The sequence below is a fragment of the Vibrio sp. 10N.239.312.C11 genome, assembly GCF_041466065.1.
Taxonomy (GTDB): Bacteria; Pseudomonadota; Gammaproteobacteria; order Enterobacterales; family Vibrionaceae; genus Vibrio; species Vibrio tasmaniensis_A.
Map to the genome: position 1 here is coordinate 1 of NZ_JBFSRZ010000077.1, position 15,494 is coordinate 15,494.

Here is a 15,494-nt window from a genome sequence, read left to right on the forward strand (position 1 = left end):
CCTCCGCGAAGCGGCTTAGTTCAACAGCTATTTTAGACAGAAAAATTCTGCATTTTGTCCCTGAACCAATTCTTCCTAGTTTCCAAGACACACTGCACTTAATCCAATAACTGATTTAATAACATAATCTTACCTACTTATTCCTGCGTCAAACATGACGGAAAGCAGAAATTTTCCATATAGTTTCATCAAAATGCAGAAAACCACCCAATATGTGAGTTGTTCATATCTTGGGAGTCGTGTTCTCAAACAAAAACGCCGACATGATAGTCGGCGTCTACGTTATAAATATGGATGAATAAGAGGTAGTAACTACTTTGCCATGGTACTCAAAAACTCGGCTTCAAACTCTTCATCGGCTTCTCGGGTTAGGCACTCCACCAGCCAGTCGATGCTTTGATGGTCGAGCTTACTGTTCACCACAAAGGCTTGCTTTACGCCAGACTGACCCAGCTTGGCAGAGCCGTAGTTCTTGAATGATTTGTTGCCGTGATAATGGAGTGATTTAATTGCCTCTGCGTTGGGTTCTGGTAAGGCATCGAGTGTGTTGGCAAGCTGAACCACCAACTCCATTGGGTTCTTCGATGATGAAATACGATACAGAAACCCTCCCTCCACTCTTTGGCGTACCCAATAATCAAAGCCGCTGCAATCCATCACCTTGTCGCTGACCAGTGCGGCTTCACTGCGGTAACCACACGGCTCTACGACAACCGGTGTGTGTTTGAATTCGGGTTGACCTGATGCCGCATCGGTATGAGGCAAGATCAGGTCACACGGCTTACTGTCTTTGGCAGTCGGTGCATTCCAGTGAATAGGCATGAATACTTGCTCGCGGCGCATCTCTTTGGTTACCACTAGGCGGGCTTGGCACTCCCCTTGTGCGCTACGCACTTTCACCACTGGATTAATAGTGGTGTGGTTGAAGGCATCTAGCCCAAATTCATCTAAGCCGAACTCTTCTAAACCAAGTGCTGCAACCGTATCTGGGTGCATGGCAACAAAGGGTTCTGGTGTGTGTTCGCCTAAACCTGCGGCCAAGCCCGTGCGGCTCATGGTGTGCCATTGGTCTCGGATTCGGCCTGTGTTCATGATAAGTGGGAATTCGACACTAGTATCAGCAATCGGCTTGTCGTGCTCAACCGCGATAAACTGCGCTTTGCCAGATTCAGTAAAGAACTCGCCATCGGTGAACATGCGCTGCTCAATGATCTCTGGTTGATATTCAAGTACTGGCCATTGTTGTGGAGTGAGTTCGCCATAGCCTTTCTCATCTAGCTGAGTAAGCCCGATTAAGCATAAATCACGCGCTTTGCCTGTTTCATTGCCGAGCGCTGTCATCTCGCAATATTCTTTAAAGATCTCGCCTTCGTGACGGTAATCAAACTGCTCTTTGAATCCCATTTTTTGCGCGACTTCTTTTAATATCCACCAATCAGGTTTGGCTTCCCCTGGGCTTGGTAATATACGGCGTTGGCGTGAGATTCGACGCTCAGAGTTAGTCACGGTGCCCGACTTCTCGCTCCAACCTTGCGCGGGCAGCACCACATCGGCCAAGCGAGTGGTTTCAGTATCGGCAATACAATCCGACACCACCACAAATGGACACTTCTCTAATGCCGCTTTGATTTTTTCGCTATCTGGTAAACTCACGACTGGGTTGGTTGCCATGATCCACACGGCTTTGATTTTTCCTTCATTCATGGCATCAAACAGGTCAATCGCTTTTAAGCCCGCATGTGTGGCTAAGCTGTCGGTTTGCCAGAACTCGCTGACGGTTTGGTGTGATCGCGGATCACCAAACTCAAAGTGCGCCGCTAAGGTATTGGCTAGCCCGCCCACTTCTCGGCCGCCCATTGCGTTTGGCTGGCCTGTTACAGAGAATGGCCCCATGCCCGCTTTACCGACTTTTCCAGTCGCTAAATGGCAGTTAATAATGGCATTCACCTTGTCACACCCTTGTGTGGATTGGTTTACGCCTTGGGAATAGATGGTGAGCACTTTCTCGTTTGAAGCAAATAACTTGTAGAACTGTTCGAGTTGCTGCTCGGTAAGCCCTGTTAGCTCAGAAACGCTTTTGTCTCCCTTACTTGATTCGGTATAACGATAATGACTTGCAGAACGAATCGCTTCAGTAAAGCCTTGAGTGTGGTTTTCTATATAGTCTGAATCTAGCTTGTCGTTATCGTCGAGGTAACCCAATAAACCGTTGAACAGTGCCACGTCTGAGCCGGATTCCAACGCCAAGTGCATGTCGGCAATTTCACAGGTATCGGTATAACGCGGGTCAATGACAATCACTTTTAATGCAGGGTTGGCTTGTTTGGCGGCTCTTAACCTTTGGAATAACACAGGGTGACACCAAGCGAGGTTTGAGCCAGTAATCACGACGAGATCGGCTTGCTCGAGATCTTCGTAGCAAACCGGTACTGTGTCTGCGCCAAATGCTCGCTTATGCCCGACCACGGTTGAAGCCATGCAAAGGCGAGAGTTACTGTCGATGTTGCCACTGCCGATGAAGCCTTTCATCAATTTATTGGCAACATAGTAGTCTTCGGTAAGCAGCTGACCAGAAACATAGAACGCAACCGAATCGGCTCCAAATTCTTCAATCGTTTGATTGAATTTGTCTGCAACCAACTGAGTGGCACTGTTCCAATCCAGCTCTTGTTTTTGCTCATTCTGAATATGAGCAGGCTGTGTTAGGCGCCCTAAAGGCGTGACAGTATCGCCAAGCGCAATCCCTTTAGTACATAGCTTCCCATAGTTTGATGGATGATCTTTATCACCACGTACTTCTAGTTTTCCTAACGATGTCGGTCTCGCTTCTATTCCACACCCTACACCACAATAAGCACAGGTTGATTTTATCCAACCGCTGTTTGAATCGGTCATCCGTTTCTCGCTCAATTATCCATAATTGTAATAACTCAAACCAAGCAAATAACACGCCACTTAATACCAGTCGACAAAAATGAAATATTTCACATTAAAAACAATCACTTAATAAATAACAAAATATCAATACTGAATAGAATTCAAATTAACCAAGATAGAAACTTAATTTTTGCACCATCTTGCGGAAAGCTGCACCACAAACGCTCATTTATGTAAATCTAACAAAAAATTTACATACCACTTTAGGGGTAACTACGTGTCACTGCTAAATTTTAAACCACTGAAAAATATAAATTAAATTTTATTTAAATGAACAATCTGCAATCTGGCATCCTCCTTGCTCCACTAGAAACCAAGACTTAGAAAAACATTTTTGTTTTTCTTGATGATTATGAATTGAGTGGAATCTCAACCCGGTATTCCTCTGCTAACGACTAGAAATTAGATGCTAGTGATGGTGACGCCGAGAATAAGGAATGGATTATGAGCAAGAAGAAAATCGTCGTTGTTGGTAACGGCATGGTTGGACACAAATTTATCGACAACATCCTGCAATCAGACAGTGATGAGTTTGATGTGGTTACTTTTAGTGAAGAGCCAAGGTTGGCCTACGATCGAGTTCAGCTGACTGCTTACTTCAAGCGCGGAAATGCTGATGACTTGGCATTAACCAGCGAAGAATATTACCAAAGCAATGGCGTCAATTACCTTCTCAACACGAGAGTCGCTCAACTAGATACTGAAAATAAGTGCGTTGTGACTGAATCGGGACATACCGAGAGTTATGACACATTGATTCTGGCGACCGGTTCATTCCCTTTTGTTCCCCCTATTCCCGGTAACGACCAAGAACACTGCCACGTTTATCGCACCATCGAAGATCTAGACGCTATTGCACTCTCAAGTAAAGGCAGTAAATCTGGCGTGGTGATTGGTGGTGGCCTGCTTGGCTTAGAAGCCGCAAACGCAGTCAAAAACCTTGGCTTGGAAACCCATGTAGTGGAGTTCGCACCTCGCCTGATGGCCGTACAGTTAGATGACGGTGGCGGTGCACTTTTACGCAGAAAGATCGAAGACCTTGGCGTTCAAGTTCATACCGAGAAGGCAACCTCTGAGATAGTCGCGGGTGAGAACGCTCGCTACAGAATGAACTTTGCAGACGGCACCCACCTTGAAACCGATATGATCGTGTTCTCTGCGGGTATTCGCCCTCAAGATGCTCTAGCTCGCAGCTCTGATATTGCCATTGGCGAACGTGGTGGCATCGTGATTAATGATCACTGCCAAACCAACATCGACAACGTGTACGCGATTGGTGAATGTGCGCTTTGGGACAACAAGATCTTCGGCTTAGTGGCACCCGGTTATTCGATGGCGAAAGTCGCGGCTTCGCATATCGTCTCCGGCGGAACGAGCGACGCTGCGTTTACTGGTGCCGACATGAGTACCAAGCTCAAATTACTTGGCGTTGATGTGGCCAGTATCGGTGAAGTACACGGCCAAACGGAAGGCGCTCAGTCGTATACCTATAACGATGAAATTGAACAAGTTTATAAGCGCCTGATCATCTCGGCAGACGGCACAAAGATTGTCGGTGCAGTATTGGTCGGTGATGCAGAGGCTTACGGTTCGCTACTGCAAATAAAGCAAAATGACATGCCTCTTCCTGAAAACCCATCGGTATTGATTTTACCTAACGTGGCCGATGATTCAGGTTCGGCAATGGGTGTTGAAGCTCTGCCAGACAGCGCTGTGATCTGTTCATGTTTTGATGTGACCAAAGGCGATATTAAAGAGGCCGTTTCAGCAGGCTGCACCACGATGGCTGCGTTGAAAGAAACCACCAATGCTTCAACAGGTTGTGGCGGTTGTTCTGCCCTTGCTAAACAGGTTCTCGATAGTGAGCTGAGTAACCTAGGTGTCGAGGTTTCTAACGATATCTGTGAGCACTTTGCCTATTCTCGCCAAGAGCTTACCGACATCATCCGCGTCAACAAGATTAAGACCTTCGATGAGTTGTTAGATTCTCACGGAAACGGATTAGGTTGTACCGTGTGTAAGCCAGCAGTCGGTTCAATTTTGGCTTCGTACTGGAACGATTACATCCTCGAAGATCAACATATCGAACTGCAAGACACCAATGACATCTACCTCGGCAACATGCAGAAAGACGGCACCTACTCTGTGGTTCCGCGTATTGCTGGCGGTGAAATCACACCCGATAGACTAATCGTGCTTGGTGAAGTCGCTAAAGAGTTCGACCTTTATACCAAGATCACCGGTGGTCAGCGTGTCGATTTGTTCGGCGCGCAACTTAATGAACTGCCAATCATCTGGAAAAAACTAATCGATGCGGGTTTTGAAACAGGCCATGCCTACGGTAAGTCAGTACGTACCGTGAAATCGTGTGTCGGTAGCACTTGGTGTCGATACGGTGTCGACGACAGTGTTGGCTTAGCGATTCGACTTGAGAACCGCTACAAAGGCTTACGCTCACCCCACAAGATCAAGTTTGCGGTTTCTGGCTGTACGCGCGAATGTGCAGAAGCCCAATCAAAAGACTTTGGCATAATCGCCACCGACAAAGGTTGGAACCTCTACATCTGTGGTAACGGTGGTATGCGTCCTCGCCATGGTGACCTTTTTGCTACCGACCTTGATGAAACCACCCTGCTGCAATACATCGACCGCATTCTGATGTTCTACACACGTACCGCGGATCGCCTACAGCGCACATCGGTATGGATGGAAAACCTTGAAGGCGGCATTGAATACCTCAAACAAGTCGTGATTGAAGACAAGCTCAATGTTGCTGAAGAACTTGAGGCCGATATCGCCCTCAACATCGAAAAATACCAGTGTGAATGGAAAACCACCATCGAAAACCCTGAAAAGATGAAACGCTTCCAGCACTACATTAACAGCGAAGAAATGGACACTAGCCTGTCATTCATCAAAGAACGAGAACAGCGTTTTCCTAAGCCGAGCTTGAGCTCTTCTTCAGATTCACAACGCGATGAAATGCTAACCAAGGCTGACCAAATCGAAGTCACGGAAGTTTCGTAAGCCGAATTGACGGTCAGTGAATCAGTAACAACTAAACCCAATATCGATAGTCGACAGTGGCTCAGCCCAAGAAAACTGCTGTCGGCTATCACCCTAATTGAATTGATTATTAGTTTTATGTTTTGACTAGGAGAAAGTCATGGAAAATTGGACAACCGTATGCAACACCCGGGACCTAACCCCAAACGGGGGGATTTGCGCCAAAGTAGACGATAACCAAGTGGCTATTTTTTACTGCAAGCGCAGTGACACGCTTTATGGGCTCTCTAATTACGACCCTATCGGCAAGGCGAATGTTATGTCACGTGGTATCATTGGTTCATTAAGCGGAGAGCCTTACGTAGCCTCGCCCTTATACAAGCAGCATTACCACTTAGAAACTGGCGCGTGCCTTGAACAACCAGACCTCAAGCTCGTGAAATTTGAAGTTCGCAAGCAAGGAGAGCAAGTACAGGTTCTCGCACCGCTTGCTATCGCCAGTTAACTAAACGCCGACATCATCATGTAAACGCTTTATAGGCGTGAGCAATTTCGGCATAGGGTTTAGCCACATTAATGCGTTCGAATTTCGGAAGTAACGCACGAGCTAAAACCGGGTAATTTTCCAGATTTAAAGGATTTAAACCATGGATAACACAAAATTTTCGCTGCTTTCATTTACGGGTAAGATGAAAACCTTACACCTAAGTTGGATGGCCTTTTTTATCACCTTTGTTGTGTGGTTCAACTTTGCCCCACTACTGCAAATGGTAAAAACTTCGCTTGGTCTTTCCACTGAAGAGATCAAAACACTCCTTATTCTCAACGTTGCCTTAACCATTCCGGCGCGTGTCGCCATTGGTATGTTAACCGACCGATACGGCCCTAGATTGGTCTACTCTTCGCTACTCGCCGTCTGTTCAATCCCTTGTTTTATGTTTGCTATGGCAGACTCTTTCATTCAAGCCGCGATTGCTCGTTTCCTATTAGGCTTCATCGGTGCAGGCTTCGTTGTCGGTATTCGTCTTGTGTCTGAATGGTTCCCACACAATGAATTGGGTACTGCAGAAGGTATTTACGGCGGTTGGGGTAACTTCGGTTCAGCAGCAGCAGCGTTCACACTTCCAACTCTCGCTCTAGCGTTTGGTGGTGAAGACGGCTGGCGTTATGCGGTTGGTATTACTGGCGTAATGAGCTTAGCGTTCTCGTTTATCTTCTACAAAAACGTGTCAGATACACCAAAAGGTTCAACTTACTTCAAGCCTGCTCAAGTAACAGCAATGGAAGTGACATCAAAGGGTGACTTTTTCTTCCTACTTATTATGAAGATCCCTATGTATGCCGCTTTAGCGCTACTGACTTGGAAGCTTTCACCAAGCAACATCAACATGTTGTCTGACATGGCGGTTTACTCTGTGTATGCCGGTTTGGCTGCGCTTTACGTGTACGAAGTGTCGCAAGTTTGGAAAGTAAACAAGAACGTATTTAAAGAAGAAGTGCCAGAGATTCACCAGTACAAATTCAAGCAAGTTGCGGTACTTAACGTATTGTACTTCGCGACATTTGGTTCTGAACTGGCTGTGGTTTCTATGCTGCCACTGTTCTTCTCTGAAACCTTTGAATTAACGCCGGTTCTTGCAGGTATGGTTGCATCGGCTTATGCCTTTATGAACCTAATGTCTCGCCCAGGTGGTGGTTGGATTTCAGACAAATTCGGTCGTAAACCAACACTGCTTATTCTAACGATTGGTCTTGCTGTGGGTTACTTCGCAATGGGTCAAGTAGACAGCACTTGGCCTGTATGGCTAGCGGTTGTCGCGGCGATGGCGTGTTCTTTCTTCGTGCAAGCGGGTGAAGGTGCAGTATTCGCAACAGTTCCTCTAATCAAGCGTCGTATGACAGGTCAGATTGCTGGTATGACCGGGGCTTACGGTAACGTGGGTGCGGTAGTTTACCTAACTGTGTTGTCATTCGTGAGCTACCAAACCTTCTTCTTAGTGATTGCTGCAACAGCGGTACTTGGCTTTGTAACTCTACTGTTCATGGAAGAGCCTAACGGTCAAATAGCCGAAGTAAACGACGACGGCAGTGTCACGCTGATTAATGTTTCAAATTAGTCTCAGTGCTATGAAGCATTGATATTATTGAATCGGGAGTGGTACCAAGGTGTGTTTCACCACTTTGGGACTACGTTCAAAGGCTCTAGGTTCACTAGGGCTTTTGTTCTTCCTCAGATGTGCTCTCAAGCAAATGAGAAGACAGCCAGTTAAGAAGAAGACCAGTTATGACAATTTCATTCAGCCAAGGGCAAGTCGTCACGCCAGAATCCAATAACCAACTGACTTTGAAGTTTGGCGGCTATTCGAATAAAGGCATACGTGATGAAAACCAAGACGCCATCATTGTAAAGCACCCCAAAACTCGTACTGAGCAAGAGCTAAAAGGCAGTGTTGCTTGTATAGCAGACGGGGCAAGTTGCAGTGAACACGGCCAGAAAGCCAGTCACACCAGCGTGATGCAGTTTATCGACGACTATTACGCCACTCCAAATAGCTGGAGCATTCAACGTTCGGCACAAAAGGTCTTAACCTCACTCAATTCTTGGCTCTTCAACACGTCTGTTTCTAATATTCATCCCGCGCAACAAGTGAACCACAATGCCCTCGTTTCGACGTTCAGCAGCGTGATATTAAAATCGAACACCGCACATATATTCCACGTTGGCGACAGTCGCATTTACTTACTCAGAGATGGAGAATTACGCCAACTGACCCGCGACCACACCCGTAAAAATATGGGGCAGAAGCATTATCTAACACGTGCCTTAGGCATGGACAACCAGCTCAACGTTGACTATCAAACCCTGCCTATCAAGAAAAACGACTGCTTTATCCTAACGTCTGATGGGGTGCACGAGTTTGTATCTCCCAATACCTTCAAAGAACACATCGATAAACCCGGAGCGGATTTCGAATACGCTGCACAAACTATCTGTAATACCGCTTTAAGCCACAATAGTTCAGACAACGTGAGCTGCTTGATTGTGCAAGTCATCCATCTGCCTAAACCTTCGCTGATTGAATTCCATGAGAAGCTGGCTAAACGTGCCATCCCACCCGCTTTAAAGCTCGGGCAAAGTATCGACAACTTCATGGTGCTTGAGGTGTTGTATGCAGGCTCTAGAAGCCATGTGTATCGTGTGATGCAAAAAGAGACACAAACCGAGTTCGTGTTAAAAGTCCCTTCTGTTCAATATCACGATAGTCCATCGCAACTCAGAGCTTTCTTCAATGAACAATGGGCAGGGATCTTGTTAAAAAACAAGAGAGTCATGAAGGTTTACCCGACGCCAGAGAACTCGCAACTCTTATATCAAATCTGCGAATGGGTAGAAGGCATCACACTAAGACAATGGATGTACGACAACCCAAAACCGTCACTCAATGAAGTGCGCGACATACTAGAAAAGATCACTCAAGGCATCCGAGTATTACAACGTGCAGACATGGTGCACCGAGACTTAAAGCCCGAGAACATTATGCTTCAACGTGATGGTGAGGTAAAAATCATCGACCTTGGTGCGGTATTAGTGAGAGGCCTTGAAGAGGGAGAGCTCACCGACAAAGAGGACACTCCATTAGGCGCGGTCAATTACATAGCGCCCGAGACCATCAAGCACAACACGGCCACCACAAGCTCTGATCTGTTCTCTATCGCCGTGATCGGCTATGAGATGCTAACAGGTGCATTGCCCTACTCTGAAATGACGGCACAGTCGCTTAAGCAATCGCGCCACCATCAATGGGAATACCAACCCATCACTCAGAAACGAGCGGACTTACCCAGTTGGGTGGATTTGGTGTTACAAAAAGCCTGCGCGGAATCACCAAGCGAACGTCATCAAGTGTTGGGAGATTTTGTGGCAGACCTTTACACGCCAAACCAAAGTTTGGTGAAAAGCAAAGCCAAGCAACCTTTGATAAACCGAAATCCAATCCAGTTTTGGAAGGTGTTGGCTTTGTTGCTCGGCATTGTTGCCATTGTAGAGTTGGGCTTATTGCTTGGTTCGAGTTAACTCCAAGTTCGAGCTAAGTGTCCAAGTCTAACCTAGCTTGTTTAAACTAACTGGAATTAGCCTCGTCTCACTAAACTTCTCGGCACGAGTTCAATACCCGCTTGGTAACGCTTAGCGGATGCATTTAACGCCAAAGCAAAAGCGCTGTCGGCAATTACTTCAAACTGCTGCGGCAGTGAATGGACTTTAAAAGGCAAGAAGTCGAGCAGTCGGTTATCACCAAAGGTTGCCAGTTTTACTTGATTAATCAGCTCTGGTTTTTCAACCATTACATCCAACACACCCTCTAACAAGGTGTAAGACATAGTCACAATCGCATCAGGAACCGTGCCTTTTGCAATCCAACCCTCAAAAACCTCTCGCCCAGATTCCCTATCAAAGTGCTCACCATAACCCACAACCATCGGCTTGTTTTCTGCGAGCCCTGTTTGTTGAGTATGTGCTTTATTCGCAGCTTCAAAACCTAGGTGACGTTCGCGTGAGATATTTAGATCAGGAAGTGCGCCTATCAAACCAACACTATGAATATTGTCATCGAGAATCGAATGCGTCAGTTCAAATGCGGCTTCGAAATCTTCACTGAGTACGCAAGCAAAGTGCTCATCATCTAACGGACGGTCAATTGCGATCACAGGCGTTCCTGAGTTTTGCAACTTTAAGTAGAACTCGTTGGCGTCTGGCATTGAGCTCGCAACCAGCAAGGCATCAATACGACGACTTACCAAAGCTTCAGCCACTTTTCGTTCTGTTTCAGCATCATCATCAGAACAACCAATCAATATCTGGTAGCCCACTTTGCGTGAATTCTGCTCTATCAATTTTGCCAAACGCGCGTAACTGCTGTTTTCCAGATCCGGAATAATCAAACCAAATGAACGGCTATTACCAGCTCGCAACGACGAAGCGGCGTGGTCTGGACGGTAATTATACTCTTCTACAACCGCCATGACTTTCTGTTGTGTCTTTTCACTGATTCTGTATTTCTGCGCCTTGCCGTTGATGACATAACTGGCTGTGGTTTTCGATACTCCAGCCAACTTAGCGATTTCATCAAGTGTCATATGAGTGACCTGTATTTTGTGCGTAGGATCATATAACGAATGATCTGATCCCTGGATTAGTTGAATTATATGCTGAATCGATTCAGTATAAAAGCTGAAAGGATTCAGCAAAATCTGAAAAGTGACTTCAATCATCCTTTTGAATGAATCGAGCGTCATTTGTTGTTAATAAGCTTTCGTTATTTAGCTTTTCGTTATCCACGAATCAGACCGAATTAACGACACGCAGCAAAACTATTTTGAAAATCGAAATTGGCTTTGCTGAATTTTTTTACACTGAATGCTGAACCGATTCAGCTAAAGTAAAGCAAAGAGTAAAGTTCACTAATTCTTGCTCTAGTTGGAATCGTAGCGACACACAAATTCTCAAGCGATACGCTAAAGAGGCACCATGCTTAAATTATCAAAATCTGACATCACTCTAGGCCAAACGGCCAATGATAAGTTCCAAGCAATCCAAAATATTGCAGGCGACCTAACAGCCAAAGGCTTAGTTGACTCTGGCTACGTTGAAGGAATGCTGAACCGTGAAAACCAGAACTCTACGTTCCTTGGCAACGGTATCGCGATTCCTCATGGAACGACTGACACTCGTGGCCTAGTGAAAGAGACAGGCGTTGCGGTACACCACTTCCCTGAAGGTATTGATTGGGCAGACGGAAACCGTGTTTACGTTGCGATTGGTATTGCAGCTAAATCTGATGAGCACTTAGGCATTCTTAAGCAACTGACCAAAGTGCTAGCGGCAGACGGTGTTGAAGAGAAATTAAAGCAAGCAAAATCAGAAGACGAAATCATCGCCCTACTTAATGGCGAAGTTCAGCTAGAAGCAGACCTAGACGCTTCTTTAGTTCAGCTACTGTTCCCTGCAAGCGACATGATTCAAATGTCTGCAGTTGCGGGCGGCCTACTTAAGAACACAGGTTGCACAGACAATGCATTCGTTGCTGACTTAGTAACAAAAACACCGACTCACCTAGGCCAAGGCTTGTGGTTGTTGGGCAGTGACAAAGGCGTAACTCGCACTGGCGTATCTTTCGTTTCAACAGCGAACGATTGCGAATACGAAGGCACACCAGTCAAAGCATTGGTGGCATTTGCTGCTTGTAACAGCGCTCACCAATCTATTCTGGCAAACCTAAGCAAGATGGTTTTCGAAGGTAAACAGCAACAACTGTTAACCGCTGACGCAGCAAAAGTGATTGGCCTTCTAAAAGGTGAAGCGGTTTCTACAGCTTCTCAAGACGATGACAACTGCGCGGTATTCAAAATCAAAAATGCACACGGCCTACACGCTCGTCCGGGCGCAATGTTAGTCGCTGAAGCGAAGAAGTTCGAATCAACTATCCGCGTATCAAACCTAGATGGCGATGGAAAAGAAGTGAACGCGAAGAGCTTGATGAAAGTAATCGCGCTTGGCGTTAAACACGGCCATCAGCTTCAGTTTGTTGCTGAAGGTGAAGACGCAGCTCAAGCACTTGAGTCTATTGGCAAAGCTATCGCTTCTGGCCTTGGCGAAGGTTAAGGAATCGATATGTCTGATAAACAAATCAAAGCCGTTACCGTAACCCTAAACCCTGCTCTAGATCTGACAGGTAGCATCGATGTGCTAAACGTAGGTTCGGTTAGCTTGGTTAACAAAAGCTCACTGCATGCAGCGGGTAAAGGCGTAAATGTAGCAAAAGTACTTTCAGAGCTTGGCGCAAAAGTGACAGTGACTGGCTTCCTTGGTCGCAATAACGAAGAAGCGTTCTGCCAACTGTTCGAACAGATGGGCGCAACTGACCGCTTTATTCGTGTCGACGGCGCAACTCGCATCAACGTGAAGTTAGTAGAAGAAAGTGGTCAAGTTAGCGACATCAACTTCCCTGGCGTAGCGGTAACACCGATTGCCATCGAGCAGTTTGAGCGCACTCTATTCGGGTTAGCTGAAGACCACGAATATTTCGTGATTGCAGGCAGCTTACCTCAAGGCGTTTCACCTATGTTATGCGCATCGTGGATTCAGAAACTTCACGATATGGGCAAGAAAGTGTTATTCGACAGCAGCCGTGATGCACTTAAAGCGGGACTCGATGCACAACCATGGCTGATCAAGCCAAACGATGAAGAGCTATCTCAGTTATTCAACGCCGAACTAACTACACGCGACCAATGCCAACACGCTGGCCAAGCCCTAAGTGAAAAAGGCATCGATAACATCGTTGTGTCACTTGGTGCTGAAGGTGTGATGTGGCTTAACCAAGGTGAGTGGTTACACGCTCAACCACCGCGCATGCAAGTAGTGAGCACGGTAGGTGCAGGTGACACCTTAGTTGCTGGCCTATGTTGGGGCCACATGCAACAGATGCCAAAACCAGAACTTATTCAATTCGCAACCGCCCTATCTGCTCTAGCAGTTTCACAGGTAGGCGTGGGTGTAACCAGCCAACAAGAGCTGGATTCAGTACGACAAAATATCCAATTACAGGCGCTTAGTGCTCCAACTAGTCAGTTAGACACAAGTAAATAGGACAAAGGGATTATTATGAATATTACCATCATCACAGCTTGCCCAAGTGGCGTAGCAAACAGCATCATCGCAGCAGGCTTGTTAGAGCAAGCTTCAAAAACACTGGGTTGGAACGCCGCTATTGAATGTCAATCTAGCGTATTACCTAACTCTCCAGTATCACAAGACACGATCGACAGCAGCGATGTTGTGGTTATTGCTGCCAACACAAACGTTGATAAAGCGCGCTTTGTTGGCAAAAAAGTGTACCAAGCAGCTATCTCTGAATGCACAGCCGATGCAAAAGCATTTCTAGAGAAAGCGGTAGCAGAAGCAACAGTATTAGACGCGTCTCAAGTTGAGACTACAGTGGAAATTACTGGTACTTCAGCAAACTCTTCTACAACAGCAAGTACAGGCAGCAAAAAGATCGTAGCGATTACGGCTTGCCCAACTGGCGTTGCACACACCTTTATGGCCGCTGAAGCGCTGGAAGCAGAAGGCAAACGCCTAGGTCACCAAATCAAAGTGGAAACTCGCGGCTCTGTAGGTGCGAAAAACCAACTGACAGACCAAGAAATCGCAGACGCTGATCTTGTTATCATCGCTGCCGACATCGACGTTCCTCTTGATCGTTTTAACGGCAAAGCGCTGTACAAAACCACAACAGGTCCTGCTTTGAAGAAAACAAAGCAAGAGATGGAAAAAGCATTCGCTGAAGCTAAGCCATACCAGCACACAGCGTCTTCAAATTCAGCGCCTGCTGATGAGAAGAAAGGTGTGTACAAGCACCTAATGACAGGTGTATCTCACATGCTTCCTGTGGTTGTTGCCGGTGGTTTGATCATCGCACTGTCTTTCGTATTCGGTATCGAAGCGTTCAAAGAAGAAGGCACATTAGCAGCAGCATTGATGACTATCGGTGGTGGTTCTGCATTCGCACTGATGATTCCTGTTCTTGCTGGTTTCATTGCATTCTCTATTGCTGACCGTCCGGGTCTGGCTCCAGGTCTAATCGGCGGTATGTTGGCTAGCTCAACAGGCGCAGGTTTCCTAGGTGGTATCGCAGCGGGTTTCATTGCGGGTTACGCAGCAAAATTCATTGCCGACAAGGTTCAACTTCCACAATCCATGGAAGCCCTCAAACCGATTCTGATCATTCCGTTTATCGCGAGTTTGTTCACTGGTTTGGTCATGATTTACATCGTTGGTGGTCCAGTTTCAGGCGTGATGAGCGCAATGACAGACTTCCTAAACAACATGGGAACGTCTAATGCGATTCTTCTGGGTGTGATTCTAGGCGCAATGATGTGTTTCGACCTTGGTGGTCCAGTAAACAAAGCGGCTTACACGTTCGGTGTTGGTCTATTGGCTTCACAAACTTACGCACCAATGGCAGCAATCATGGCTGCAGGTATGGTTCCGGCTCTAGGTATGGGTCTTGCGACTTTCCTAGTGAAAGACAAGTTTGAAGCAGGCGAGCGCGAAGCGGGTAAAGCATCATTCGTTCTTGGACTATGTTTCATCTCTGAAGGTGCAATCCCATTCGCAGCGAAAGACCCAATGCGTGTTATCCCAGCATGTATGGCAGGTGGCGCACTAACGGGCGCTCTATCAATGATGTTTGGTGCACAACTAATGGCTCCACACGGCGGCTTGTTCGTACTGCTAATTCCTGGCGCTATCTCTCCAGTGCTTATGTATCTAGTGGCGATTGCAGCAGGTACAGCGGTAACAGGTTTTGGTTACGCAGCTCTTAAAAAGATGAGCGATTCTAAAGTGACTGCAGAGGCTTAATCCCCCTACTCTGGTTAACGGTTCAACCCGATAACCAGAGGCTCTTGATAAAACAAAGGCTCCTCATTTGAGGTAATGCCGTTCGGATAAGCATTATTGCTTGAACCTGAACGGATATTTGGCTGGG

General features: G+C 46.5%; 9 protein-coding genes. 7 read left to right on the plus strand and 2 right to left on the minus strand.

Translation table 11 applies throughout. The annotated features are described in order from the left end of the window. Positions 1-312: 312 nt before the first annotated feature. Positions 313-2,910, minus strand: coding sequence for a molybdopterin oxidoreductase family protein (locus AB6D07_RS21315; protein WP_017103381.1), 2,598 nt, complete (start codon positions 2,908-2,910; stop codon positions 313-315). Positions 2,911-3,381: 471 nt separating this feature from the next. Between AB6D07_RS21315 and nirB the strand changes: the two genes are divergently transcribed. The 4 genes from nirB to AB6D07_RS21335 all read left to right on the plus strand — a co-directional run bounded on the left by nirB (position 3,382) and on the right by AB6D07_RS21335 (position 10,018). Then, entirely contained in the window at positions 3,382-5,964 is a 2,583-nt protein-coding gene (gene nirB / locus AB6D07_RS21320) for a nitrite reductase large subunit NirB (protein ID WP_017103382.1), read from the plus strand. A 139-nt stretch (positions 5,965-6,103) separates the two neighbouring features. Then, positions 6,104-6,448 carry a nitrite reductase small subunit NirD gene (gene nirD, locus AB6D07_RS21325; RefSeq protein WP_017103383.1) on the plus strand — a complete coding sequence of 115 codons (345 nt, stop codon included), beginning with the start codon at positions 6,104-6,106 and terminating at the stop codon, positions 6,446-6,448. A 142-nt stretch (positions 6,449-6,590) separates the two neighbouring features. After that, positions 6,591-8,060, plus strand: coding sequence for a NarK family nitrate/nitrite MFS transporter (locus AB6D07_RS21330; protein WP_017103384.1), 1,470 nt, complete (start codon positions 6,591-6,593; stop codon positions 8,058-8,060). A gap of 167 nt (positions 8,061-8,227) precedes the next feature. Continuing rightward, positions 8,228-10,018, plus strand: a complete 1,791-nt coding sequence (locus tag AB6D07_RS21335) for a bifunctional protein-serine/threonine kinase/phosphatase (protein WP_029222989.1) — start codon at positions 8,228-8,230, stop codon at positions 10,016-10,018. 56 nt (positions 10,019-10,074) lie between these two features. Here AB6D07_RS21335 and cra read toward each other — a convergent pair whose 3' ends face one another. Beyond that, positions 10,075-11,079 carry a catabolite repressor/activator gene (gene cra, locus AB6D07_RS21340; RefSeq protein WP_009844886.1) on the minus strand — a complete coding sequence of 335 codons (1,005 nt, stop codon included), beginning with the start codon at positions 11,077-11,079 and terminating at the stop codon, positions 10,075-10,077. A 391-nt stretch (positions 11,080-11,470) separates the two neighbouring features. On the opposite strand from cra, the gene fruB reads away from it, so the two are divergent. Genes fruB through fruA form a run of 3 tightly spaced genes read left to right on the plus strand, consistent with a single transcriptional unit; the run spans position 11,471 to position 15,367 of the window. Then, the gene (gene fruB / locus AB6D07_RS21345; protein ID WP_017103386.1) at positions 11,471-12,604 is read left to right on the plus strand and encodes a fused PTS fructose transporter subunit IIA/HPr protein; all 1,134 of its coding nucleotides are present in this window, start codon (positions 11,471-11,473) and stop codon (positions 12,602-12,604) included. Positions 12,605-12,613: 9 nt separating this feature from the next. Continuing rightward, a complete protein-coding gene (gene pfkB, locus AB6D07_RS21350; protein ID WP_017103387.1) occupies positions 12,614-13,591 on the plus strand; it encodes a 1-phosphofructokinase in 978 nt (325 codons plus the stop codon). A 15-nt stretch (positions 13,592-13,606) separates the two neighbouring features. Beyond that, positions 13,607-15,367: a PTS fructose transporter subunit IIBC gene (gene fruA / locus AB6D07_RS21355; protein ID WP_017103388.1), complete on the plus strand. Its 1,761-nt coding sequence runs from the start codon at positions 13,607-13,609 to the stop codon at positions 15,365-15,367. Positions 15,368-15,494 lie beyond the last annotated feature (127 nt).